The sequence below is a fragment of the Pseudoduganella sp. GW821-FHT11H04 genome, assembly GCF_058807935.1.
Genome location: NZ_JBXARE010000006.1, coordinates 97652 through 120077, shown reverse-complemented (window position 1 = coordinate 120077; position 22426 = coordinate 97652). Strand labels below are relative to the sequence as shown.

Below are 22426 nucleotides of genomic sequence, written 5' to 3'. Positions count from 1 at the left end.
GCCTCCTTCCAGTAAGTGAACGGACGAGCCGCCAGCTTACTCCGTTTTTGCCCCCGCGCCGATATGCTTGTCGAGGAATTTTTCGACCCGGTTCCAGAAGTCGAAACGGTGCTCGCTGGTGCTCCAGCCGTGGCCCTCGCCGCTGTACTCGATGAATTCAGCGTCGGCGTGGTTCGCTTCCAGCGCCTTGCGCATCTTCGTGTAGTGGGCAAGCGGCACGCGGCGGTCGTCGCTGCCATGCGCCAGCAGGAGCGGGCGCTTGATGCGCGCGGCTTGCTTCAGCGGCGAAGTGGCGTCAAAGCGTTCCGCATCCGTCTTCACATCGCCCAGCAGGACAGGGGCGCCGAACTTGCGGTAATCGTCGGGCAGGTCAGAAGCCCAGGACATGCCGTTATCCAGCAGAAGCGGGATATCGGTCACCGCCGCATAGGCCACGCCGCAGCGGTACAGTTCCGGATCCTTGACCAGCCCCATTAGCGTGGCATAACCACCGTAGCTGCCGCCCAGCAGGCACACCCGGCGCGCATCGGCATAACCCTGCGCCACTGCCCATTTCACGCTGTCGGCGATATCGTCCTGCATCGATAAGCCCCACTGCTTCATGCCCGCCCGGAACAGGGCATTGCCATACCCGGTGCTGCCGCGGAATTCCGGCTCCAGCACTGCATAGCCGCGCGAGGCCAGGAACTGGCTGACCGGCGACCAGCCCCATTCGGCGCCGCGGACGTATGGGCCGCCGTGGATCACCACGACCAGCGGCAGCTGCTTGCCGCCCTTGGCCGGCAATGTGAGCCAGGCCGGCAGTTGCAGGCCATCGCGCGCCTTGATTTTCACGAACTCCTGGTTGCCCATTTCGGCCGGTTTGATGTCCGGGTGGCTGATGCCGATCCCCTTCAGTTCCTTGGTCTTGCTGTTGAACAGCGAGTAGGTTCGCGGCTGGCGGTCGGAATAGCTTTCCACCAGCAGCCACGGCGCTTCCGGTGCGACCGGCGGCGTGATCAGGTTGACCAGCTGCGGCAGCTTCCGGTCGACTTCGGCCTGGACAGTTTTCATGCCCTCGTCGAACCATATGCTGCCGCGCGCATCGCCCAGGTAGTGCAGGCCCAGCAGCCGCTTGCCGGAGTACACCATCGTTCCGTTGAAATCGAAGTCGCCCAGCGATACCAGCGGTTCGGGATCGACCTTGCCGGTGCTAAGGTCCAGCACGTGCAGCGTCGCCCTGTCACCCTTCAGGTGCGCCTTGACCAGCATGCGCTTGGCGTCGATAAAGCCGACCGGGGCAATGCCGCTGCCATCGCCGCCATAGGCCTTAAAGCTCGCCAGGTCGCGCCATTCGCCATTGGCCGGATCGCGGTAGTGCACAGTCTCCCTGCCTTCCTTCTCCGATACCATGATGCTCGGCTGGCCTTGCTGGTCCAGCATCCAGTGGTTCGGCGCGGCCGGGCGGGGGACGTAGCGCGATTGTCCGTTTGCGGTGTTCAGCTGGACCAGGTCCGTACGCAGCAGGGCATAACTGCGTTCGTCAAACACGGGGCGGCGCAGGTAAATGGATTCAGAATCCTGGGCCCCCAGCTCATTCATCAAATAGGTGTTCCACGGCTCGATGCGGTGGTTGATCTGTGTTCCCGTGGTAAAAACGAAAGCAGTATGCTGCACCAGCTGGCGCCGATTCTTGCCGTCGCGGTCAATGGCATACAAGCCTGGGGCAAAGCGCACATCGCCTGGGCCCGCCTTATGGTCCACCACGTTGTACACCAGGCGGTTGTCGTTGACCCAGCGGATATCTCCGATGTCGTAGTTTTCGATGCGCGCACCGCCCACTACTGCGGATGTTTCGCTGTCGAGAACGACCATGCTGTCGCGCATGCCGTTATCCCCGATGCGCAGCGCCAGGTAACGGCCGCTCGGTGAGATTTCGGCTTCCTTGAACTGGGCTGGTTCGAAGAAGTCTTTCAGCGGCGGCGCCGCGTGGGCCAGGCCGCTGACGGCTGCCAGGGACAGGAGGAAATGCTTGATCATTGTTGCTCTTTTCCGATATGTCGTTGCAGGAAGGCTTCCACCTTGGTCCAGAAATCGATACGGTTGGCCGGGAGGTACCAGCCATGGCCTTCCTGTTCGTATTCGATCCATTCCACTTGCTTGTTATTACGCTGCACCGCGTCGCGCAGCTTGAGGCCGTGCACCAGCGGCACGCGCAGGTCGGCGCCGCCATAGGCCATGAGAAGCGGCTGCGTAATGCGGCCGGCCTGTTCGATGGGCGAGGTGGCCGTGAAGCGCTCCGCATCTTTTTCCGGATCGCCCACCATCACCGGCATGCCGTAGCGGCGGAAGCTATCGCTGAAGTCGTCGCGGTACATCCAGTGTCCGGTGAACAGCAGCTTGATGTCGGATACGCCGGCCCACTCAACGCCGCAGCGGTACAGGTCCGGATCGTTCACTAGCCCCATCAGGGTTGCGTAGCCGCCGTAGCTGGCGCCAGCGATGCAAATGCGTTTTGGATCGGCATAGCCTTGGGCGATGGCCCACTTGGCGGCATCGGCAATATCGTCCTGCATTTTCAGGCCCCATTGCTTCCAGCCGGCGACGAACAGGCGCTGGCCGTAGCCGGCGCTGCCGCGGAACTCCGGCTGCAGCACGGCGTAGCCGCGCGACGCGAGGAATTGCACGTCAGGGCTCCAGCCCCAGCTTGTGCCGCGCAGGTAAGGACCGCCATGCACCAGCACCACCATCGGCAGGTTTTTCGCTTCTTTTTGCGGCGGCAGGGTCAGCATCACCGGAACTTCCAGGCCGTCGCGCGCCTTAATGCGCACTTGTTCCTGGCGGCCCATCTGTTCTGGCACGATGCCGGGACGAGTATCGCCCACCTTGTTCAGCGTCTTTGCGTTGCGGTCGTAGATGTAATAGCTGGAAGGACGCACGTCGGAGAATGCGCGCACCAGCACATTGGGAGCTTGCAGGTCGGCGGGCAGCTCGAGCATGTTGACGGTCTGCGGCAGCAGCTTGTCGATGTCTGCCTGCAGCGCCTGCAGGGCGGTATCGAACCATTGCGAACCTTCACCGTCCTGGAGGTAATGCACGCCTACCAGCTTGCCGCCGCGGATCACCAGGCGACCCGTGAAGTCGTAGCCTTCCAGCGTGATGAGGGGTTTGTCGTCCATCTTGCCGCTGGCAAGGTCAACACGGTAGATGGATGCCTTGTCGGCGCCATGGTGGGCTTCGACATATAAAGTGTTGTCCGGGCCGAAGGCAACGGCCTTCATGACATTGTGGGTCAGCCCATAGGCCTTGAAGCTGGCGAGGGTACGCCACGGCGCGCTTTCAGCATCGCGGACCATGATGCTGGTTTCGTTCTTCTCGGTCATGTAAGCAAGGCGCGGCGTGCCTTGCTGGTCCAGCAGCCAGGACTGGACGTCGCCCGGACGGTCGACCGCCTGGAAGCGGCCAGTGACCGTATTCACGCGCTGCAGCTTGACGCTGTCGATGGTGTTGCGGCGGCTAACCTCTAGGTCGTCGACGTAAACCCAGTCGGAATCCTGCGGGCCGGCTTGCCTGCGCAACGCGGTATGCCAAGGCAGCATGTCGCGCTGCGCCGAGCTTTGTTTGACGCCCTGGCTGTAGCGCGAGGCCAGCTGTTTGAAGCGCCCGCCGTCGTGGTCAACTGCATACAGGCCGGGTGCGAAGCTGACATCGCCCTGGGCGGCTTTCTGGTCTTGGGTATCGAATACCAGGCGTTGGCTGTTGACCCATTGCACGTTGCCGATGTCGGTGTCGCTGAAGTGGGCCACGATCTGCGTCTTCTGCGTGGCCAGGTCGACCACGGCCAGCATATTGCGCTTGCCCTTGGCGCCGATCTTGGCGGCCAGGCGCTTGCCGTCCGGGGAAATGACGGCGCCGCTGAATACCGGGTTTTCAAAAAAGGCTTCCACCGATGGCGGCGCCACTGCCGCGTTGGCGGCCGGCGCAGCGGCCAGCCCCAGCGCGATTGCGAGGGTAAGGGAAAGGGTTTTCATAGGGCAAGCATGTTACTGCATTGACAATCTTAGGAAAGTCACCAAAAGTAACTTCCGCCGATTCTCGCTGCTTCCTGCTTGCCGGCGTGGCGCCGCAACGACACGTTGCGCGCCTTCACCGCAGGCGTCATCAGGCTGACATGCGCGGCTGCTATTGGCTTGACGGCAGCAGTGCGTCGCGGCGGCGCTTCTCATCCTGTTGGCGTTGTTGCGCGGCGCGCTCCAGCTCCTGCCTGGTCGGCGCGGACAATGTTGTCTGTTTGGGGTCGACGGGTTTCGGCTGCGGCTTGTACCTATCCAGTATGTTACCCCTGCGGATCATCGCGGCACGCTCCTCTTCTGCCGCTTCGGCTTCTTCGCGTTTCCTGCGGCGCTCCTGGAAATCCGCTTCGGCCCGTTTGAGCCTTTCCGACTCAGTCTCCCTCGGCTTACGCGCTTGCAGCGAGACGCCCTGGTCGTCCTCGTCCGCGCCAGCGGTTGGGCGTTGGGGCGCGACCACATTCAGCGTGGCCGCCTTGTTTTTCCCGGAGCATGGCTGGTCGGAGTAGCTGACCTTGCCGCTCGGGTCGGTGCATTTGTACATCGTATCGGCACTGGCATTGCCGGCCACCGCTGCCGCGGCGACAAGGATTTTCAAGGTTTTTTTCATGGCTGCCAATCTTACTGGAGCGGCAGGCCGTCAATCCTCGCGGATTGTCACGTTTCCTGCTCGGGCGTGCGGATATGCTGCACCAGCGACCTGGTGCGCGCGTCGGGAGCGGGTGTCAGCAGGCTGGCGGCCACCAGCGCCGCCAGCCCGGCCGGCACGCCGAACACGCCGGCCGAATTGGCGGCGATGCCGAACCACTGGCCGCTTACGCTGCCGCCCAATATCGGGTTGGTGTGCAGCATGTAGTACAGGCAGGTGAAGAAGCCTGCCACCATGGCCGCCATCGCCCCCTGGTGGTTGGCGCGCTGCCAGAACACGCCTGCCACCAGCGAGGGGAACAGCGTCGATGCGGCCAGCGAAAAGGCGGCGCCCACCAGCGACAGGATGTCGCCCGGCTTGGTGGAGGCGGCGTAGGCCGCGATAAAGGCCACCGCCAGCAGCAGCAGCTTGGAGATCGTTACGCGCTTCTGGGTGGAGGCGGTCGGGTCGACGATCTTGTAGTACACGTCATGCGACAGCGCATTGGAAATCGCCAGCAGCAGGCCGTCGGCGGTGGACAGCGCCGCGGCCAAGCCGCCGGCCGCCACCAGTCCCGACACCACGTACGGCAGCCCGGCGATTTCAGGCGTGGCCAGCACCAGCACGTCGCCGTCGATCTGGATCTCGGCCAATTGCACAATGCCGTCCAGGTTGATGTCGCTGATCGATAGCAGCGGGTTGGCCTTGTCCACATTGGCCCAATAGGAGACCCAGGTCGGCAGGTGCGCGAAGTCGCTGCCCACCAGGGAGCTGTAGATATCGTATTTGACCAGCACCGCCAGCGCGGGAATGGTCAGGTACACCAGCAGGATGAAGAACAGGGTCCAGAACACCGAGTTGCGCGTCTCGCGCACCGACGGCGTGGTGTAGGAGCGCATCAGGATATGCGGCAGGGCGGCCGTGCCCACCATCAGGCAAAACACCAGCGCCAGGAAGTTGTTGCGCTTCTGGTTCGACTGCGCGCGGTCCTCGCCGGGGAAAGGCTCGGCGTGCCGCACCAGCACGCGCCCGCGCGCCAGGTTCAGGTCGCGCTGCGCCGTCCACAGGGCCGCCGCGTCTTCCACGGTCTTGGGATAGTCGGCCAGCGCCCTTTCGGCGGCGCGGATTTGCAGCAGCGAACCATTGCGCGCCTTGACCATGTCCAGGTTGTGCTGCGCTTCGGCACGGCCGGAATCCCAGGATGCGGGCAAGCCGTGCAGGCGCACGCCGAAATCCTCGGCGCGCTGCAGGTAGGCTTCGCGCACCTCGGCTTCCTTCTCGTCCTGCGCCAGCTGCGTTTCGCGCGCGGAAAGTTTGGGCAGCAGCTTCCCGTAGGCCACTTGCGGCACCGGGTTGCCGCCATGCTTGACCGCCAGCCACATGGCTGGCATCAGGAAGGCCACCAGGATGATGATGTACTGCGCCACCTGGGTCCAGGTGATCGCACGCATTCCGCCCAGGAAGGAGCACACCAGGATGGACGCCAGACCGAGGAAAATACCGACCGAAAAATCGACACCTGTAAAGCGTGAGGCAATCAGCCCCACTGCATAAATCTGCGCTACAACGTAAGTGAAGGAAACGATGATGGTGGCGATGACTGCCATCAACCGTACCGCCCGCCCATTGAATCCGCCGCCATAGCGCGCCGCGAAAAAATCCGGAATGGTGTATTGGCCGAATTTGCGCAGGTAGGGCCCGATCAGCAGCGCCACCAGGCAGTATCCGCCGGTCCAGCCCATGATATAGGCCAGACCGTCGAAACCGTGCAGGTACAGGCCGCCTGCCAGCGAAATGAAGGACGCTGCGGAGATCCAGTCCGCCGCCGTCGCCATGCCGTTGAATAGCGAAGGCACGCGCCGCCCCGCCACGTAATACTCCGCCACATTCGAGGTGCGGCTGATCACGCCGATCGCCGCATACAGGATGATGGTGGCGAACATGAACAGGTAGCCGATCCACAGGCGCGGCATGCCTTCCTTCTCCAGCATCGCCAGCGCGAGCAGGAACATGGCGAAGCAGGCGGTGAAGATGGTGTAATAGCGCTGCAGTTTTTTGAAGAAAGGAGTCCTCACACCGGCTCCTCTTCAATGCGATAGCGCCGCTCCAGCGCGCGCATGCGCCAGGCGTAGAAAGCAATGATCGCCAGGTAGATAAGTGAGGCGCCTTGCGCGGCAAGGTAGAAGGACAGCGGCCAGCCGAAGATGGTCAGCCCGCTTAATTCGCGTGCAAAGAAAATGATGCAGAACGTCGACAGCAGCCAGATTGCCAGCAGCCAGCCGGTCATGCGGCGCACGCGGCGCCAGTGGCGCTCCAGCTTATCCAAAATGCGGTACCTCTTCTTCTTCGGGCGGACGGTCCGGCACGCGCAGCGGCAAGCTGACGCGGAACAGGCAGCCCGGATGTTTCGGGTCGGTGGCGCGCGGATTGGCGAACAGGTCGACTTCCGCGCCGTGCTGCTGCGCGACTTCGCGCACGATGGCCAGGCCCAGGCCCGAACCCTCGGTATTGCTGCCAAGGATGCGGTAGAAGCGCTCGAACACCTGGCCGCGCTCCGCCGCCGGGATGCCGGGGCCGTTGTCTTCCACTTCCAGCAAGGCCAGGTCCCCGCTGCTGCGCACGCGCACCGTGACGGCGCCGCCGCGCGGCGTGTAGCGCAGCGCATTGTCGATCAGGTTGGACAGCATTTCGCGCAACATCACGGCATTGCCGGCAATCGGTACGTCAAAGGCGGCCGGCTCGTAGCCCAGGTCGATGCCGGCGCTGAACGATGCCTGCACCCAGTCATGCACCGTGCCGCGCGCCAGCTCGCCCAGTTCCAGCGGCTGCATGGCGGCGCCGGCCTGCGGCTGATTTTCCGCGCGCGCCAAGGCCAGTAGCTGGTTGACCAGGCGTGTTGCCGCTTCCGAGGACTTGGCCAACTGCTCCAGCGAGCGGTGCACTTCGGCCTGGTCGGTCTGGCGCAGCGCCAGTTCCGATTGAGTGCGCATGCCGGCCAGCGGGGTCTTCATCTGGTGCGCCGCGTCGGCAATGAAGCGCTTCTGCATATCGATCGACAGCTTCAGGCGCTCCAGCATTTCATTGAGCGACTTGACCAGGGGCGTGATTTCTTCCGGCACCTGGCGCGGCGGAATCGGGCTCAAATCGTCGGAAGGGCGGGCGCGGATACGCTCCTGCAGCTCGCGCAGCGGCAGCAGGCCGCGCGACAGCGCAAACCACACCAGCGCCAGCACGATGGGCAGGATGATGAACTGCGGCAGGATCACGCCCTTGATGATTTCATTGGCCAGCTTGGCGCGCTTCTCCAGCGTTTCCGCCACCTGCACCTGGGCCCAGCGCTGCGGAAGATCCTTTTCCTCTTCCAGGTTGACCCAGGTGTAGGCGATGCGGATCGGCGTGCCGTGCAGGGATGAATTTCGGAACAGCACTGCGCCGGAGCGGATTTCTTGGGTCTCCGGGTCCGGCCTGGCGGGCGCAGGCAAGTCGCGGTCGCCGTCCACATGGAAGCCGGCCGGACTGGTGATCTGGTAATAGATGCTGTCCACATCGTCGGCGCGCAGGATATCGCGCGCCGCGCCGGGCAGGCGCGGAATGGCGCCGCCCACTTCGCGCACCTGCTGCGTAAGGACGGTGACGGTGTCTTCCAGCGCGTGGTCGAAAGGCTGGTTGGCGATCGACTTCGCCACCAGGTAGGTGATGGCGATACTCATTGGCCACAACAGCAGCAGGGGAGCCAGCATCCAGTCGAGGATCTCGCCAAACAGCGAGTGCTGGATTTCGGTCTCTTCGGCGGCCGGGGCGTGGTCCCAGCCGGCAGCCTGCTGCTCGCCGTTCACTTGGCGGCCGGCGGGGCGGGCGGGTTGAACTTCTCGAGGCAGTAGCCCAGGCCGCGCACGGTGGCAATTCGGATGCCGCCCACTTCAATCTTCTTGCGCAGGCGGTGCACGTAGACCTCGATGGCGTTGTTGCTCACTTCCTCGCCCCATTCGCACAGGTGGTCCACCAGCTGTTCCTTCGATACCAGGCGACCGGTGCGGGCCAGCAGGATTTCCAGCAAGCCCAGTTCGCGCGCCGACAAATCCAGCATCTGCTCATTTATATAGGCGCTGCGTCCCACCTGGTCATAAGTAAGGGGGCCGTGCTTGACGACAGTGGAGCCGCCGCCCTGGCCGCGCCGGGTCAGCGCCCGCACCCGCGCTTCCAGTTCGGACAGCGCGAAAGGCTTGGCCATGTAGTCGTCGGCGCCCAGGTCGAGGCCGTTCACGCGCTGCTCGACCGAGTCGGCGGCAGTCAGGATCAGCACCGGCAGCAGGGAGCTGCGCGCACGCAGGCGGCGCAGCACTTCCAGGCCGGACATCTTGGGCAGGCCCAGGTCCAGGATCAGCAGGTCGAATTCTTGTGTGGACAGGGCAGTGTCCGCCTCCTGCCCGTTTTTTACGCAGTCGATCGCATAGCCGGACTGGCGCAAGGAGCGCGTCAGGCCGTCCGCGAGGACGCTGTCATCTTCGGCTAATAGGATACGCATAAGCTAACTTTACTCTACAAGTTTGAGAAATCGCAAAGTTTGCAAAAAGGGGCTTGTCAAAAGCACTGTAATTTTATACAGTATCACCTGTACACCGTAGTGACCCAACTTATTCAGCCGCGAAAGAACATCATGGACGACAAAAAAGGCGCAGTACCTGCATCGGAAAAAGCCAAGGCCCTGGCGGCCGCACTGGCCCAGATTGAAAAGCAGTTTGGTAAAGGCTCCGTGATGCGCATGGACGCATCGGCCCCGATCGAGGAAGTGCAGACTGTCTCCACCGGTTCCCTCGGCCTGGATATCGCGCTGGGCGTAGGCGGCCTGCCACGCGGCCGCGTTGTGGAAATCTACGGTCCTGAATCCTCCGGTAAAACCACCCTGACCCTGCAATCGATCGCTGAAATGCAGAAGCTGGGCGGCACTTGCGCCTTCATCGACGCTGAACACGCGCTGGACGTGACCTATGCCCAGAAGCTGGGCGTCAACCTGCACGAGCTGCTGATCTCCCAGCCGGATACCGGCGAACAAGCCCTGGAAATCTGCGACGCGCTGGTGCGCTCCGGTTCCGTGGACCTGATCGTGGTCGACTCGGTTGCCGCGCTGACCCCAAAAGCTGAAATCGAAGGCGATATGGGCGACTCCCTGCCAGGCTTGCAGGCCCGCCTGATGTCCCAGGCGCTGCGCAAGCTGACCGGCACTATCAACCGCACCAACACCCTGGTGATCTTCATTAACCAGATCCGTATGAAGATCGGCGTGATGTTCGGCTCGCCAGAAACCACCACCGGCGGTAACGCGCTGAAGTTCTACGCCTCCGTGCGCCTGGACATCCGCCGCACCGGCTCGATCAAGTCGGGCGACGAGGTGATCGGTAACGAGACCAAGGTCAAGGTTGTGAAGAACAAGATTGCGCCGCCATTCAAGGAAGCCCACTTCGACATCCTGTATGGCGAAGGCACTTCCCGCGAAGGCGAAATCATCGACCTGGGCGTGGACGCCAAGATTGTTGAGAAGTCGGGTTCCTGGTACAGCTACGGCGGCGACCGTATCGGCCAGGGCAAGGACAATGCCCGTACCTACCTCAAAGAACGCCCGGCACTGGCGCGCGAAATCGAGAACAAGGTGCGTGCAGCGCTGGGCGTGCGTGAGCTGCCAGCGGTGAGCGCTGATGGCGAAGAAGCGCCGAAGCTGCGGGCGGTCGAATAAAACCGGTGAAGCGGCCGGATGGCCGTCCCGCCTGACCCGCAGGGTCAGGCACCGGCCTGCGGCCGCCGCGTGTCAGGTGTCGGACCCTGCGGGTCAGACACCGGTTTGCCGGTTTAAAAGATGCCCCTCCCCAAACCCACCCTAAAAGCCCGCGCCCTCCGCCTGCTCAGCCAGCGCGAGCACAGCCGCCTCGAACTCGCCCGCAAGCTGCAACGCCACGCGGAAGAGGGCGACGACGTCGAAGCCCTGCTCAACTTTCTCGAGCAAAACAAATGGCTCTCTGAAGAGCGCTTCTCCGAAAACCTGGTCCACCGCCGCGCCGCGCGTTACGGCAACAGCCGCATCGTAGCCGAGCTGCAGCACCACGGCATCGGCGGCGAGATGCTGGCCGAAGTCAAAGAGAGCCTGAAAGAAGACGAGGTCGAACGCTGCTGCGAAGTCTGGCGCCGCAAATTCGGCGAAGTGGCTGCAGACCCCGAAGGCCGCCAGAAACAGCTGCGCTTCCTCATGTCGCGCGGCTTCTCGCAAAAAGCCATCCGCACCGCCATGAAAGGCACCATGCCCGACGAGGAATTCTGATGCCGGGGCAGGTATGCTACACTTCGATAGTTTTATGCAGCACCGCGGGTGCGGTGGTTGTCCGTAGAAGCTGCGGCGTACTGATTAGCTGCTTATAATTTTGGCCACTTTTGAGTGGCATCGGTCTTATGTCCCTGTCAAATCCTGTCTCCCGACGAGCGCTGCGGCACACGCGCGCCATAGACATCCAGGCGTATTCGCGCGAGGATGGACTGTGGGATCTTGACGCCCATATCACGGACATCAAAACATTCGACACCATGCTGGCATCTGGCCCGCGCAAGGGCAATGAAGCCCTGCACGACCTATGGCTGCGCGTGACTGTCGATAAGCAGCTGACCATCGTCGATGCCGAAGCAAGTTCGGACGCCGTTCCTTATCCTGGCCATTGCAACACGATTGGTCCAGCCTACAAAGCCTTGATCGGCCTGAACCTGATGAAGGGTTTTCGCCACGCAGTCAAGGAAAGGCTGGCCGGTGTACAAGGCTGTACCCACCTGACAGAATTGGCCCTGGTGCTGCCGACGGCAGCCGTGCAAGCCTTTGCCAACGATGTCTGGCCAGTGAACGAGCGATCCAGCACTGCGACAGAAAAACCGTTCCAACTTGACAAGTGCCACGCCCTCAGGACCGATGGCGGGGCAGTTGCCGAGTTCTATCCACGCTGGTACGTCAACAAGACGGACGCAGCATAGGTGCTGTACAAAATACATCTAAACCAACAAACAGGTATTCGAAAGAAGGGAAAGCCAGCATGAAAATCCATGAGTATCAAGGCAAAGAAATCCTCCGAAAATTCGGAGTGACCGTACCGCGCGGCATTCCGTGCATGACCGTGGAAGAGGCAGTGAAAGCTGCTGAAACCCTGGGCGGCCCAGTGTGGGTCGTTAAGGCACAGATCCATGCTGGTGGCCGTGGTAAAGGCGGCGGCGTGAAAGTAGCCAAGTCGATGGAACAGGTTAAAGAATACGCCGACCAGATCATGGGTATGCAGCTGGTGACCCACCAGACCAGCCCTGAAGGCCAGAAAGTTCGCCGCCTGCTGATCGAAGAAGGCGCCGACATCAAGAAGGAACTGTACGTTTCCCTGGTGACCGACCGCGTGACCCAGAAAGTCGTCCTGATGGCTTCCTCCGAAGGCGGCATGGACATCGAAGAAGTCGCTGAATCGCACCCGGAAAAAATCCACTCGATCGCTATCGATCCAGCCGTTGGCCTGACCGACGCGGAAGCCGCCGGCATCGCCGCCAAGATCGGCGTGCCTGAAGGCTCGATCGCCGACGCGGTCACCAACCTGAAAGGCCTGTACCAGGCTTACTGGGATACCGACGCATCGCTGGCTGAAATCAACCCACTGATCCTGACCGGCTCCGGCAAGGTCATCGCACTGGACGCCAAGTTCAACTTCGACGCCAACGCCCTGTTCCGTCACCCAGAGATCGTTGCTTACCGCGACCTGGACGAAGAAGATCCAGCTGAAGTCGAAGCTTCGAAATTCGACCTGGCCTACATCTCCCTCGACGGCAACATCGGCTGCCTGGTGAACGGCGCCGGCCTGGCCATGGCAACCATGGACACCATCAAGCTGTTCGGCGGCGAGCCAGCCAACTTCCTGGACGTGGGCGGCGGCGCAACTGCAGAAAAAGTAACCGAAGCGTTCAAGATCATGCTGAAGAACCCAGGCCTGAAAGCCATCCTGGTGAACATCTTCGGCGGCATCATGCGCTGCGACGTGATCGCCGAAGGCGTGATCACCGCATCCAAAGCCGTGTCCCTGCAAGTTCCGCTGGTCGTCCGCATGAAGGGCACCAACGAAGACCTGGGCAAGAAGATGCTGGCCGAATCCGGCCTGCCAATCATCGCCGCTGACACCATGGAAGATGCAGCCAAGAGCGTTGTCGCTGCCGCTGCCGGTAAATAATTAAGGAATCAATATGTCTATCCTGATCAATAAAGACACCAAAGTCATCACCCAGGGCATCACCGGCAAAACCGGCCAGTTCCACACCCGCATGTGCCGCGACTACGCGAACGGCCGCGAAGCATTCGTTGCTGGCGTGAACCCTAAGAAAGCCGGCGAAGATTTCGAAGGCATCCCAATCTACGCATCCGTCAAGGAAGCAGCGTCGGAAACCGGCGCGACCGTTTCCGTGATCTACGTTCCACCAGCAGGCGCAGCCGCTGCAATCTGGGAAGCCGTAGAAGCTGAACTGGACCTGGCCATCTGCATTACCGAAGGCATCCCAGTGCGCGACATGATGGAAATCAAAGACCGCATGGCTAAAGCTGGTTCCAAGACCCTGCTGCTGGGCCCTAACTGCCCAGGCCTGATCACCCCAGACGAAATCAAGATCGGCATCATGCCTGGCCACATCCACAAGAAGGGTCGTATCGGCGTGGTTTCCCGCTCCGGCACCCTGACCTATGAAGCAGTCGGCCAGCTGACCGCTCTGGGCCTGGGCCAGTCTTCGGCAGTTGGTATCGGCGGCGACCCGATCAACGGCCTGAAGCACATCGACGTGATGCGCATGTTCAACGACGATCCTGACACCGACGCTGTGATCATGATCGGCGAAATCGGCGGTCCAGACGAAGCCAACGCAGCCCGTTGGATCAAGGACAATATGAAGAAGCCAGTGGTTGGCTTCATCGCTGGTGTCACCGCTCCTCCAGGCAAGCGCATGGGCCACGCCGGCGCGCTGATCTCTGGCGGTGCTGATACTGCACAAGCCAAGCTGGAAATCATGGAAGCCTGCGGTATCAAGGTTACCAAGAACCCATCCGAAATGGCTCGCCTGCTGAAGGCAATGCTGTAATATTAGCCGTAAGCTAACGGGGAGCCTCGGCTCCCCGTTTTTGTTTCAACTGGAGATAACGATTTGGCAAAACTACTCGTCATGCGTGAAGGCGTCATCGAGCAAACGGTGCAGCTCACCAAGGAGCGCATGACCGTTGGCCGCCATAAGCATAACGATATTGTGCTGAATCACGCCGCAGTGAGCGGCGAGCACGCCATTGTCACCACCATCCTGGACGACTCCTTCCTGGAAGACCTCCAAAGCACCAACGGTACCTTTGTTAACGGCCACCGCATCGGTAAGCACTTCCTGCAGAATAAGGATGTGATCAAGATGGCCAAGTACCACCTCGAATTCGTCACGGACGGCATCCGCCCTTTGGCCGCAGCCGCCGCAACTGTCCCGGCCATGCCGGTGCCGCCGCAGCGCCCTCGGCCACCGCAGTCTGTACAAGCAGCCCAGCCTGCCCAAGCCGCACCGGCCACCCAGTTCGCCGCAATCGCACCGGCGGTGGAGTTGCCGCTTGGCCATATTGAAGTCCTCAACGGCACCAATGCCGGCAAAACCCTCAGCCTGACCAAGGCCGTCACCAGCCTCGGCCGCCCTGGTGTGCAGGTGGTGGTGATCGCTCGCGCCGCCGATGGCTATTCCGCCGCCCATGTGGAAGGCGACAAGTCTCCACTGCTGAACGGCGACCCAATGCCGCGCCAGCCACAGCGCCTGAAGACCGGCGACATCCTTGATCTCAGCGGAATTTTGATGGCTTTCCGCCTCCCAGCCTGACACTTATTGTCAGCCCCACCTTCGCAACTGATAATTTTCGTCACTTGCCGAGCAGAAATTGTCAGTCAAAATCAGAATTTTGCTTATAAATTAGGCAAAATGATGCTTTTTGCTTAATTATTAAGCTGGCATGCCAATTGCTCAATGGAATCTGCGAGACTTTAACAACCCTTGTTTTGGAAACTACAAAATGAAATCGATGAAGCAAATCAAGCAACAAGCGCAAGCTGGCTTTACCCTGATCGAACTGATGATCGTTGTGGCGATCATCGGTGTTCTGGCTGCTGTAGCAATCCCAGCCTACTCCGAGTACACCCTGAAGGCCAAAGCTGCCGCAGCGATCTCTGCTGCTGACTCCCTGAAAACCGCCATCGGAGTTTGCGTTCAGGAATCGGGTGGCGACTACAATAAGTGCGACATCGGCGACACCGCTGGCGGCTCCCCAGTGAAGCCATTCGCCAAGACCAAAGAAGTGTCGTCGATCACCTTCAACAAGACCTCCGGCGTCCTGACCCTGACCCTGACCGACCTGGGCAAGAACGTTGGTGCTGGCTCCACTATCACCATGGAGCCTACCGGCCTGGATGGTTCCAAAGCGAACGTAACCTGGAAGAACGCAACCACCGCGACCAACCCAGTGTTCATCACCGCTGTTGAGAAGAACAACCCAGCTACCTAATCTAATTAGAGTATCTGAAGGAAAAAAACCGGGCCGTTGGTCCGGTTTTTTTTTGCTAGTGACGAAAAAAGGCAGACGACGCACGTGTAAACTGACAAAAATGTAGAGGGCTTGACTAAAATCGTCATCTCAACCGGCCAAAAGTGACAATTTGCGACAATTTTGGGCCGTTTTTGTTGTCAAAAAAAGATGGCACGGCCGTTGCTCATATCCAGGTGTGGCACCAAATTCTTAGTCCCCTACCTGAAGGAGTAGCAAAATGAAATCGATGAAACAGATCAAGCAGCAAGCACAAGCCGGCTTCACCCTGATCGAACTGATGATCGTTGTGGCAATTATCGGTATTCTGGCAGCAGTTGCTATCCCTGCCTATTCGGAGTACACCCTGAAAGCCAAAGCTGCTGCAGCGATTTCCGCAGCTGATTCCATCAAAACCGCAATCGGTGTTTGCGTTCAGGAATCCGGCGGCGACTACAACAAGTGCGACATTGGTGATACCGCTGGTGGCAGCCCAGTCAAGCCATTCACCCCAACCAAAGAAGTTTCGGGTATTACCTTCGACAAGACCAGCGGTGTCCTGACCCTGACCCTGACCGACCTGGGCAAGAACGTAACTGCAGGTTCCAACATCACCATGACCCCAACCGGCCTGGATGGTTCCAAAGCTAACGTAACCTGGAAGAACGCAACCACCGCGACCAACCCAGTGTTCATCACCGCTGTTGAGAAGAACAACCCAGCTACTTAATACCCTGGCAGTAGTACCAAAGCAAAAACCGGGCTTCGGCCCGGTTTTTTATTGGTGCAAACGATTTAGACGATTTTTTGCCGGTCGGCCAGCATGGCCTCGTAAGTCAGGTTTTGCAGCAGGGTGAAGTGGGCCGGGTCAAGACCGGTGAACTGCACACCATAGCTGAACACATCTTTCCCTTCCGTCTGCGACTGCGCCATGCTGGCATTCCGTACCAGCACCGGCGTATGGATGCGCACTTGCCGGTTGTCCGGCGGAGCCAGCAGCGTGAAGTCCAGCTGTACCGTTTCACCTTCTCGTCCCAGGGGCTGTTCGGATTCGATCAGTGCGCCCGATACGCTCAGGTTCACGATGAAGACAGAGGCATGATGACCATCGTCGCGCACCATCTTGGCCGGAATCTCGACCTTCACCCGCATTGCCGCGCGCAGGCTCGTGCCCTGGATCTCGGTGGGGAAGCCGACGTGGGCATACATCAGCGGACGCAGGAAAACGCGCTGTACGACAGTCGAGAACGAGCAGACGTTCACGCCCGAGAATACGCGGACTGTCAGTTTGTCGCCTTCGGTGATGGCGATCGGGCCGTTGTTCTCCATCGGGATCTTGACGATCATATACTCGTCTTTCACCCAACCGATCACGGTCGAAAAATGCTGCATGGGGCGCAAGGTGCGATGGGTGATCAGCTGGATACGCCCGCCCACCTGCAGGTTCATCTGTTCAAACGCATATTCCTGCAATTTGCTTTCGCCCGCCATTTTTCGTTATTGTCTATTTATGAGCAATTGCTCATTGTACATAATTCGGGCACCAGGAATCACTTTGCCGACAATGCCAGCCAGTCCAGGCCGACCAGGTGGTAGGGATCGGGCTGCTGGCCGGTGCAGCCGCCGTGAGCGCAAGTCTCTTTGGCGCCAGATAGCCAGCCGCCGTTTTCGCGATCGAGGAATTCCTTGTCCACCAGTTCCAGCGTGTCCCGATAGCGGCGCGCCATTTCCGGCCGCTGCGCCACGGCCAGGAAGGCCTTCATGCCTTCCGCCTGCTGCCACCAGTATTTGTTGCGGTCTACTTTGCCGTCGACCGACATGCGATTGAGTACGCCGCCATCCTGCTCATCGTAGCCAGTGGCCACGGCGAATTTCAGCAAGCGGTCCGCCACGCCGGAATACACGGGCGGCAAGCCGCGCTTTTCCGCGCTGCGCAGCAAGTGGCTCCATTCGAACTGGTGCCCCAGGTCGGTGTAGCCATCATCAGTTTTCAGCGGCTTCCATTGTTCGTCGTACCACTCCGGGATATAGGCGCCGCCATCGGGCAGGCCGACCATCAACTGGTTCAATACAAAGTCGCCCATGTCGCGCGCATCGGCCAGCACCTCCCGATCGCCGGTAGCGTCGTACAGGGCCAGAAGGGCTTCGAACATGTGCATCACCGGATTTTGCGAATGCATGCCGGGCGTGGTGGATGGCGCAAAATCGCGCGGCGCCGAACCGCGCAAGCCGCCACCCGTTTCTCGCAGTCCGCGCCGGATATCCTGCCAGGCTTGCAGCGCAGCGGCCTTGTATTTCTGGTCGCCCGTTACGCGCGCCGCGTGCGAGAGCGCGAGCAGGGCGAAGGCGTGGCCGTAAGAGTTCTTGTTGGCGCTGACCATCTTGCCTGCCTTGTCGACGACCTGGAAAAATCCGCCATTCAGCGGGTCGTGGAAAAATTCGAGCAGGAAGTTCGTTCCGCGTTTCGCCGCATCGAGGTAGCGCGCATCGCCCGTCGCCTCATAGCCCACCAGCATGGTGTACACCACGCGGCTATGCAGGGTAAGGTCGCCGTAGCCCTGGTTCGCCGGCCGCCAGTTGCGGTCGAATACTCCTACCATCAGGCCGGAGGAAGTGGGGGATATCTTCAGCCAGTGCGACACATGAGCATCGAGGTCCTTGCGGTGCCAGTCAGTATTCGCTACGGCCGCTACGGCGCCGCCTTCGCTGCCGCCATCTCGGTCGCAGCCCGCAAGCAGGAAGGCTAGGCACAAGGCAGCGGCCGCGCGGCGCCGCATCATGCCTTCCAGTCGCCCGACTTGCCGCCCGCTTTTTCGGTGACGCGGATATCGGTCATCACCATGCCGCGGTCCACAGCCTTGCACATGTCGAACACGGTGAGCAGGCCGACCTGCACCGCGGTCAGCGCTTCCATTTCCACGCCGGTTTTGCCATAGGTTTCCACCTGGGCGCGGCAATGGACGGTGCTGCTGGCTTCATCAGTGGTAAAGTCCACGGCGACGCGTGTCAGGGCCAGGGGATGGCACAGCGGGATCAGGTCGGCGGTGCGCTTGGACGCCATGATGGCGGCAATGCGCGCGATGCCGAGAACGTCCCCTTTCTTGGCGGTTCCCGATAGAATGAGCGCCAGCGTTTCCGGCTTCATGCGGATACTGCCAGTGGCGACGGCAATGCGGTGGGTTTCGGCCTTGGCGCCGACGTCGACCATGTGTGCCTGTCCGGCAGCGTCGAAATGTGTAAGGTGATCGGTCATCGCGTAGTCTCTTGTTGAACAGGTATGATAGCACTGTGAATGCACTACATTTTCGCCGCCCCTTGCTGGCGGCACTGGTATCGGGCCTGTTGATCGCCGCGCCGGCGGCGCCGGCAGGACCGGCAGGCCAGGCGCAACAGCCGCAACCATCCGAGCTGCCCACGCTGGGTGACGCCTCGCGCGAGGACATGTCCCCGATCATGGAAAAGCGCCTGGGCGACGAGATCATGCAAAGCCTGCGCTTTGAGCGCGACTACCTGGATGATCCGCCCATCATCGAATACCTGAACAATTTCGGCAACAAGCTGGTGGATGCGCGTCCCGGCGCGCGCGGCGACGCGAACCTTGAGTATTACTTCTTCGCTATCCGTGACAAGAACCTGAACGCGTTTGCCTTACCGGGCGGCTATATCGGCGTGCACTCCGCGCTGCTGTTGGCGGCGCAGACCGAGTCGGAACTGGCCTCCGTGCTGTCGCACGAAGTTGGACACGTGGCGCAGCGCCATATTGCGCGCCAGTTGGGGGCGCAAAAGAACGATGCACTGATTCCGTTGGCGGCAATGCTGTTGGCGGCTTTGGCGGCGAAATCCAGCCCGGACGCGGCGATCGGTGTGTTCATGGGCGGGCAGGGCCTGGCGATCCAGCGCCAGCTGAATTTTGGCCGCGATGCGGAGCGCGAGGCAGACCGCATTGGCTTCCAGATCATGAACGCCGCCGGCTATGACGCAAGCGGCATGGTGGCCTTCTTTCAGCGCATGCAGAACAGCTACCGCCTGTACAGCGACGTGGTGCCGCCATGGCTGATGTCGCACCCGCTGACGACGGAACGTATTGCAGACATCCAGGCCCGCATCCGCGAACAGAAATACACGCAGCGCGTGGACAATATGGACTTCCATCTGATCCGCGCCCGTGCCCGCGTGCTGCAGGATGAGAGCAGCCAGGGCCTGGCCGAAACGGAAGCGGTGTTCAAGAATCAGATCCAGCAACCCGGTCGGCAGAACGTGGCTGCGGGCCAGTACGGCATGGCCATGGTGTCGCTCAAACGCTCGGACTACGCTGCCGCGCAAGAGTGGCTGGATAAGGCGCGCGCCACCATCGACAAGCCTGCGCCTGCAGGCGCTTTCAGCACGCCGATCCCGCGCGGCACGACCGATTCCGCGTTGGCATACATGTCGCTGGAGATCAAGCTGGCGCAGGAGAACAAGCCGGAGGTGATCGCCGCGGCCATCGAGGAAGCAAAGCAGGCCCAGGGCCGCTACCCGCTTTCGCGCGGCCTGGTGTGGCAGTATGCGGATGCATTGATCAAGGGCGGGAAGTACGAGGAGGCCGCGCGCTTCCTGCGCGACCAGCTGCAGATGTACCGTCGCGAGCCGGAGCTGCACGATTACATGGCGCAGGCTTACGCCAAGCAGGGCAAGATCGCCTTGCAGCATATCTCGCTGGCCGAATCGTATGTGCTCCTGGGCGGAACCCTGGCAGCGCTGGACCAGCTGGCGCTGGCGCGCAAAGCGCCCGATGCGACTTACTACGACCAGTCGGTGATCGATGCCCGCGAGCGCGAGCTGCAAGCCAAGCGTCGCGAGCAGATGGGCGAGAAGAAGAAAGACTAAGGCTGCGGCAAGCGCTGGAAGCGGAAAGCATCCGGTACGCTGTCGCGCGCCATAGCCGCCAGCGGTACTGCGCGCCCGCCGACGCGCAGGGTAAGCGGCGACAGCCCCGCGGGGTCGTTGGACGCCGCATCGAGCCACGCCAGCAGCGCGTTGTCGCCCACCGGTCGCCCATTCAATTCCAGCTGCGGCAGCACCTGCGCAAAATCACGATCATCGAGCTGCGCCAGAACATCGCCACTGCGCAGCAGCAGCTCTCCCGCCTCAGTTAACCAGGCTGCATCCACTTCGCCAAGAGGCGCGCCGGTATGCAGCACAAAGCCCAGCGCAGGATCGGTGCGTGCAACGAAAGGCGTCGTCTCCAGATTCAGGTAGACGCGCTGTGGACCGTTCTGGAAATACCAGCAGCCCCGCTCATCGCTTTGGTAATTGCGCGTGATGAAACCCACCAGCGCCGGATTGGTCAGCTTGTCGCCCGCCTCATTGAAATGCTGCGCGCGCTCGTCCCGCATGCGCCAGTTGCCGCGCGCGTCGAGCGCCAGCCAGCCGTAGCAATGCGGGACGTTGGGCCATTTGGCCATGGCCTGTTTGACTATTTCATCCATCGTTCAAGCCTCGGCCATCTCAGTCATTTCTTTCGCGGTGAGGAAATTCAGCATGCGCAGCGGCAGCCAGTCCAGGCTACCCGGCATGCGGCCGGTGGCGAAGCCCACGTGGCCGCCTTCCTCCGGATAATCCAGCATCACCTGGCGCGAGGCTTTGCGCGGCAGGTATGCACCGGGCATGAAGGGATCGTTCTGCGCATTCAACACCAGGGTCGGCACCGTGATATCGCACAGCACATGTTTGGCGCTGGCGCGGTCCCAGTAATCGTCCGCATCGCGGTAGCCATGCAGCGGCGCCGTCACCACATTGTCGAAGGCGTGCAAATCCTGCGCCGCCATCAGCGCGTCGAGGTCGAACAGGCCGGGGAACTGCTGCAGCTTGGCCAGGCATTTCGGTTTCAGCGTTTGCAGGAACATGCGCGTGTACAGGCGGCTCAGGCCGCGCGACAGGGCGTTGCCGCCTTGCGCCAGGTCGAGCGGCGCGGACACCGCGCATGCTGCATCGACAAACTCGGCCTGGTGCTGCGATTCACCGAGCCAGCGCAGTAAGACATTGCCGCCCAGGGATACGCCGCAAGCGTAGAACTTGCCGCTCGCATGCGGGTGCAGGCGGCGAATGATCCAGTCCAGTTCACCGGAGTCGCCGGAGTGGTAGAAGCGCGGAGCCAGGTTAGGCTCGCCGGAGCAGCCACGGAAGTGCGGCACCGCACCGGACCAGCCGCGGCGCGTGATTTCCGCCATCAAGGCGCGTGCGTAATGGCTGTCGGACGAGCCTTCCAGCCCGTGGAACATCACGACAAAGGGCTTGCCCGGCATGCCATCAACGAAATCGACGTCGATGAAATCGGCATCCGGCGTCTGCCAGCGCTCTCGGCGGAAACGGACGTCGGGCTTGGCTATGCAGGTAGCCGGATAGATGGTCTGCAAATGGCCGCTAGGCAGCCAGAATGGTGCGATGTAGTTCATGGCGCGGCTGGGATCGACCCAGCGGGCCAGATCCCCCTTTTTTAGTGCAGTATTTGAGCGCGCGGATCGACGGGAACATGTCCCGGCGCTACAGACACATGATGCAACACAATGCGCCAACCCTTCGGTGTCTTAACGTACACATTGGTCGCAATCAGGTGCGCCGGCTCGCCGCTTGCCGCTGTGACGCCCTCAATGACAGTATGCACCGAACTCATCAGGTTGTGTGTCTCATGCAGCTGAGAAGGGCGAATTTGCAACCCGCCGTGTTCCAAAAGTGCACTCCAGGAGTCGCGGATGGCGCGATGGCCGATCAGGCGAGGGCCACCGGGGTGGACGCAGACGATTTCCTCGTCGTCCGCCCACAGCGCCATCAGGGCTTCCAGGTCGGCCCGGTTCAAGGCATCGTAAAAGGCCGTTTCGACTTCTGCCGCACTGCCATTCTGGTGTTTACGCGCTGCCATCCGGGCTCCGGGGTGATGTGATTAATGGTGGCCGACTTCGGTACCAGGCTTCAGCTGGTACTGGGTACCGCAGTATGGGCACTTCGCTTCGCCATGCTTGAAGTCCAGGAACACGCGTGGGTGCGAAGACCACAGCGGCATGGCTGGATTCGGGCAGTAGGCCGGCAGGTCTTTACCATCGAGTTCTACTGGCTGGGTGGCGTTGCTCATTTTATAACACTCCGCAAGATCAAAAACCAAGATTCTAATCCATACCGGCAACG

Annotated in this window: 23 protein-coding genes; 9 read left to right on the top strand and 14 right to left on the bottom strand. The window is 61.3% G+C overall.

Annotated elements, in window-relative coordinates; translation table 11 throughout:
• Positions 1–36 precede the first annotated feature (36 nt).
• The 7 genes from AC1RTP_RS15345 to AC1RTP_RS15315 form a co-directional block, all read right to left on the bottom strand.
• Positions 37–2019, bottom strand: a complete 1983-nt coding sequence (locus AC1RTP_RS15345) for an alpha/beta hydrolase family protein (protein ID WP_498608491.1) — start codon at positions 2017–2019, stop codon at positions 37–39.
• Complete coding sequence (locus tag AC1RTP_RS15340; RefSeq protein ID WP_498608490.1) at positions 2016–4010, bottom strand: S9 family peptidase; 1995 nt, start codon at positions 4008–4010, stop codon at positions 2016–2018. Before AC1RTP_RS15340 ends, AC1RTP_RS15345 begins: the two co-directional genes overlap by 4 nt.
• A 151-nt stretch (positions 4011–4161) precedes the next feature.
• Positions 4162–4659: a DUF4124 domain-containing protein gene (locus AC1RTP_RS15335; protein WP_498608489.1), complete on the bottom strand. Its 498-nt coding sequence runs from the start codon at positions 4657–4659 to the stop codon at positions 4162–4164.
• Between the two features lie 47 nt (positions 4660–4706).
• Positions 4707–6752 carry a sodium:solute symporter family protein gene (locus AC1RTP_RS15330; protein WP_498608488.1) on the bottom strand — a complete coding sequence of 682 codons (2046 nt, stop codon included), beginning with the start codon at positions 6750–6752 and terminating at the stop codon, positions 4707–4709.
• Positions 6749–7003 (bottom strand): DUF4212 domain-containing protein, encoded by a 255-nt coding sequence (locus AC1RTP_RS15325; protein WP_498608487.1) that lies wholly within the window; start codon positions 7001–7003, stop codon positions 6749–6751. The genes AC1RTP_RS15330 and AC1RTP_RS15325 overlap by 4 nt, the downstream gene beginning before the upstream one ends.
• On the bottom strand, positions 6996–8513 hold the full coding sequence (locus tag AC1RTP_RS15320) for a sensor histidine kinase (RefSeq protein WP_498608486.1): 1518 nt from the start codon (positions 8511–8513) through the stop codon (positions 6996–6998). The genes AC1RTP_RS15325 and AC1RTP_RS15320 overlap by 8 nt, the downstream gene beginning before the upstream one ends.
• On the bottom strand, positions 8510–9202 hold the full coding sequence (locus AC1RTP_RS15315) for a response regulator (protein ID WP_498608485.1): 693 nt from the start codon (positions 9200–9202) through the stop codon (positions 8510–8512). The genes AC1RTP_RS15320 and AC1RTP_RS15315 overlap by 4 nt, the downstream gene beginning before the upstream one ends.
• Before the next feature lie 132 nt (positions 9203–9334).
• Here AC1RTP_RS15315 and recA point away from each other — a divergent pair, with 132 nt between their 5' ends.
• The 8 genes from recA to AC1RTP_RS15275 all read left to right on the top strand — a co-directional run bounded on the left by recA (position 9335) and on the right by AC1RTP_RS15275 (position 15995).
• Positions 9335–10408, top strand: coding sequence for a recombinase RecA (recA, locus tag AC1RTP_RS15310; protein WP_498608484.1), 1074 nt, complete (start codon positions 9335–9337; stop codon positions 10406–10408).
• A gap of 120 nt (positions 10409–10528) precedes the next feature.
• Complete coding sequence (gene recX / locus AC1RTP_RS15305) at positions 10529–10987, top strand: recombination regulator RecX (RefSeq protein ID WP_498608483.1); 459 nt, start codon at positions 10529–10531, stop codon at positions 10985–10987.
• A gap of 128 nt (positions 10988–11115) precedes the next feature.
• Positions 11116–11682, top strand: coding sequence for a DUF2889 domain-containing protein (locus AC1RTP_RS15300; RefSeq protein ID WP_498608482.1), 567 nt, complete (start codon positions 11116–11118; stop codon positions 11680–11682).
• Positions 11683–11741: 59 nt separating this feature from the next.
• Positions 11742–12908 carry an ADP-forming succinate--CoA ligase subunit beta gene (gene sucC / locus AC1RTP_RS15295; RefSeq protein ID WP_498608481.1) on the top strand — a complete coding sequence of 389 codons (1167 nt, stop codon included), beginning with the start codon at positions 11742–11744 and terminating at the stop codon, positions 12906–12908.
• 13 nt (positions 12909–12921) lie between these two features.
• Positions 12922–13803 carry a succinate--CoA ligase subunit alpha gene (gene sucD / locus AC1RTP_RS15290; RefSeq protein WP_498608480.1) on the top strand — a complete coding sequence of 294 codons (882 nt, stop codon included), beginning with the start codon at positions 12922–12924 and terminating at the stop codon, positions 13801–13803.
• 63 nt (positions 13804–13866) lie between these two features.
• Entirely contained in the window at positions 13867–14568 is a 702-nt protein-coding gene (locus AC1RTP_RS15285) for an FHA domain-containing protein (RefSeq protein ID WP_498608479.1), read from the top strand.
• Positions 14569–14758: 190 nt separating this feature from the next.
• Positions 14759–15247: a pilin gene (locus AC1RTP_RS15280; protein ID WP_498608478.1), complete on the top strand. Its 489-nt coding sequence runs from the start codon at positions 14759–14761 to the stop codon at positions 15245–15247.
• A gap of 259 nt (positions 15248–15506) precedes the next feature.
• Complete coding sequence (locus AC1RTP_RS15275; protein ID WP_498608477.1) at positions 15507–15995, top strand: pilin; 489 nt, start codon at positions 15507–15509, stop codon at positions 15993–15995.
• Positions 15996–16060: 65 nt separating this feature from the next.
• On the opposite strand, the gene AC1RTP_RS15270 is transcribed toward AC1RTP_RS15275, so the two are convergent.
• From AC1RTP_RS15270 to moaC, 3 genes are read right to left on the bottom strand one after another with little or no spacing between them, the layout of a single operon-like run.
• Positions 16061–16756, bottom strand: a complete 696-nt coding sequence (locus tag AC1RTP_RS15270) for a flagellar brake protein (RefSeq protein ID WP_498608476.1) — start codon at positions 16754–16756, stop codon at positions 16061–16063.
• Positions 16757–16815: 59 nt separating this feature from the next.
• Complete coding sequence (locus AC1RTP_RS15265) at positions 16816–18045, bottom strand: AGE family epimerase/isomerase (RefSeq protein WP_498608475.1); 1230 nt, start codon at positions 18043–18045, stop codon at positions 16816–16818.
• Positions 18042–18518, bottom strand: coding sequence for a cyclic pyranopterin monophosphate synthase MoaC (gene moaC, locus AC1RTP_RS15260; protein WP_498608474.1), 477 nt, complete (start codon positions 18516–18518; stop codon positions 18042–18044). The genes AC1RTP_RS15265 and moaC overlap by 4 nt, the downstream gene beginning before the upstream one ends.
• A 35-nt stretch (positions 18519–18553) precedes the next feature.
• Between moaC and AC1RTP_RS15255 the strand changes: the two genes are divergently transcribed.
• Positions 18554–20131, top strand: a complete 1578-nt coding sequence (locus tag AC1RTP_RS15255; protein ID WP_498608473.1) for a beta-barrel assembly-enhancing protease — start codon at positions 18554–18556, stop codon at positions 20129–20131.
• Here the strand turns inward: AC1RTP_RS15255 and AC1RTP_RS15250 are convergent.
• Genes AC1RTP_RS15250 through AC1RTP_RS15235 form a run of 4 tightly spaced genes read right to left on the bottom strand, consistent with a single transcriptional unit; the run spans position 20128 to position 22373 of the window.
• The gene (locus AC1RTP_RS15250; RefSeq protein ID WP_498608472.1) at positions 20128–20733 is read right to left on the bottom strand and encodes a DUF2946 family protein; all 606 of its coding nucleotides are present in this window, start codon (positions 20731–20733) and stop codon (positions 20128–20130) included. The two genes, AC1RTP_RS15255 and AC1RTP_RS15250, sit on opposite strands and share 4 nt — an antisense overlap.
• A 3-nt stretch (positions 20734–20736) precedes the next feature.
• Entirely contained in the window at positions 20737–21699 is a 963-nt protein-coding gene (locus AC1RTP_RS15245) for a YheT family hydrolase (protein WP_498608471.1), read from the bottom strand.
• A gap of 41 nt (positions 21700–21740) precedes the next feature.
• On the bottom strand, positions 21741–22163 hold the full coding sequence (locus tag AC1RTP_RS15240) for a YybH family protein (RefSeq protein ID WP_498608470.1): 423 nt from the start codon (positions 22161–22163) through the stop codon (positions 21741–21743).
• A 21-nt stretch (positions 22164–22184) separates the two neighbouring features.
• Positions 22185–22373, bottom strand: a complete 189-nt coding sequence (locus tag AC1RTP_RS15235) for a zinc-finger domain-containing protein (RefSeq protein WP_055933912.1) — start codon at positions 22371–22373, stop codon at positions 22185–22187.
• Between the last annotated feature and the right edge of the window lie 53 nt (positions 22374–22426).

What these genes read in the sequence shown, in the direction of transcription:
- AC1RTP_RS15345 (WP_498608491.1), bottom strand. Translation starts at nt 2,019, where the DNA reads ATGATCAAGCATTTCCTCCTGTCCCTGGCAGCCGTCAGCGGCCTGGCC.
- AC1RTP_RS15340 (WP_498608490.1), bottom strand. Translation starts at nt 4,010, where the DNA reads ATGAAAACCCTTTCCCTTACCCTCGCAATCGCGCTGGGGCTGGCCGCT.
- AC1RTP_RS15335 (WP_498608489.1), bottom strand. Translation starts at nt 4,659, where the DNA reads ATGAAAAAAACCTTGAAAATCCTTGTCGCCGCGGCAGCGGTGGCCGGC.
- AC1RTP_RS15315 (WP_498608485.1), bottom strand. Translation starts at nt 9,202, where the DNA reads ATGCGTATCCTATTAGCCGAAGATGACAGCGTCCTCGCGGACGGCCTG.
- recA (WP_498608484.1), top strand. Translation starts at nt 9,335, where the DNA reads ATGGACGACAAAAAAGGCGCAGTACCTGCATCGGAAAAAGCCAAGGCC.
- recX (WP_498608483.1), top strand. Translation starts at nt 10,529, where the DNA reads ATGCCCCTCCCCAAACCCACCCTAAAAGCCCGCGCCCTCCGCCTGCTC.
- AC1RTP_RS15300 (WP_498608482.1), top strand. Translation starts at nt 11,116, where the DNA reads ATGTCCCTGTCAAATCCTGTCTCCCGACGAGCGCTGCGGCACACGCGC.
- sucC (WP_498608481.1), top strand. Translation starts at nt 11,742, where the DNA reads ATGAAAATCCATGAGTATCAAGGCAAAGAAATCCTCCGAAAATTCGGA.
- sucD (WP_498608480.1), top strand. Translation starts at nt 12,922, where the DNA reads ATGTCTATCCTGATCAATAAAGACACCAAAGTCATCACCCAGGGCATC.
- AC1RTP_RS15280 (WP_498608478.1), top strand. Translation starts at nt 14,759, where the DNA reads ATGAAATCGATGAAGCAAATCAAGCAACAAGCGCAAGCTGGCTTTACC.
- AC1RTP_RS15275 (WP_498608477.1), top strand. Translation starts at nt 15,507, where the DNA reads ATGAAATCGATGAAACAGATCAAGCAGCAAGCACAAGCCGGCTTCACC.
- AC1RTP_RS15270 (WP_498608476.1), bottom strand. Translation starts at nt 16,756, where the DNA reads ATGGCGGGCGAAAGCAAATTGCAGGAATATGCGTTTGAACAGATGAAC.
- AC1RTP_RS15265 (WP_498608475.1), bottom strand. Translation starts at nt 18,045, where the DNA reads ATGATGCGGCGCCGCGCGGCCGCTGCCTTGTGCCTAGCCTTCCTGCTT.
- moaC (WP_498608474.1), bottom strand. Translation starts at nt 18,518, where the DNA reads ATGACCGATCACCTTACACATTTCGACGCTGCCGGACAGGCACACATG.
- AC1RTP_RS15250 (WP_498608472.1), bottom strand. Translation starts at nt 20,733, where the DNA reads ATGGATGAAATAGTCAAACAGGCCATGGCCAAATGGCCCAACGTCCCG.
- AC1RTP_RS15245 (WP_498608471.1), bottom strand. Translation starts at nt 21,699, where the DNA reads ATGAACTACATCGCACCATTCTGGCTGCCTAGCGGCCATTTGCAGACC.
- AC1RTP_RS15240 (WP_498608470.1), bottom strand. Translation starts at nt 22,163, where the DNA reads ATGGCAGCGCGTAAACACCAGAATGGCAGTGCGGCAGAAGTCGAAACG.
- AC1RTP_RS15235 (WP_055933912.1), bottom strand. Translation starts at nt 22,373, where the DNA reads ATGAGCAACGCCACCCAGCCAGTAGAACTCGATGGTAAAGACCTGCCG.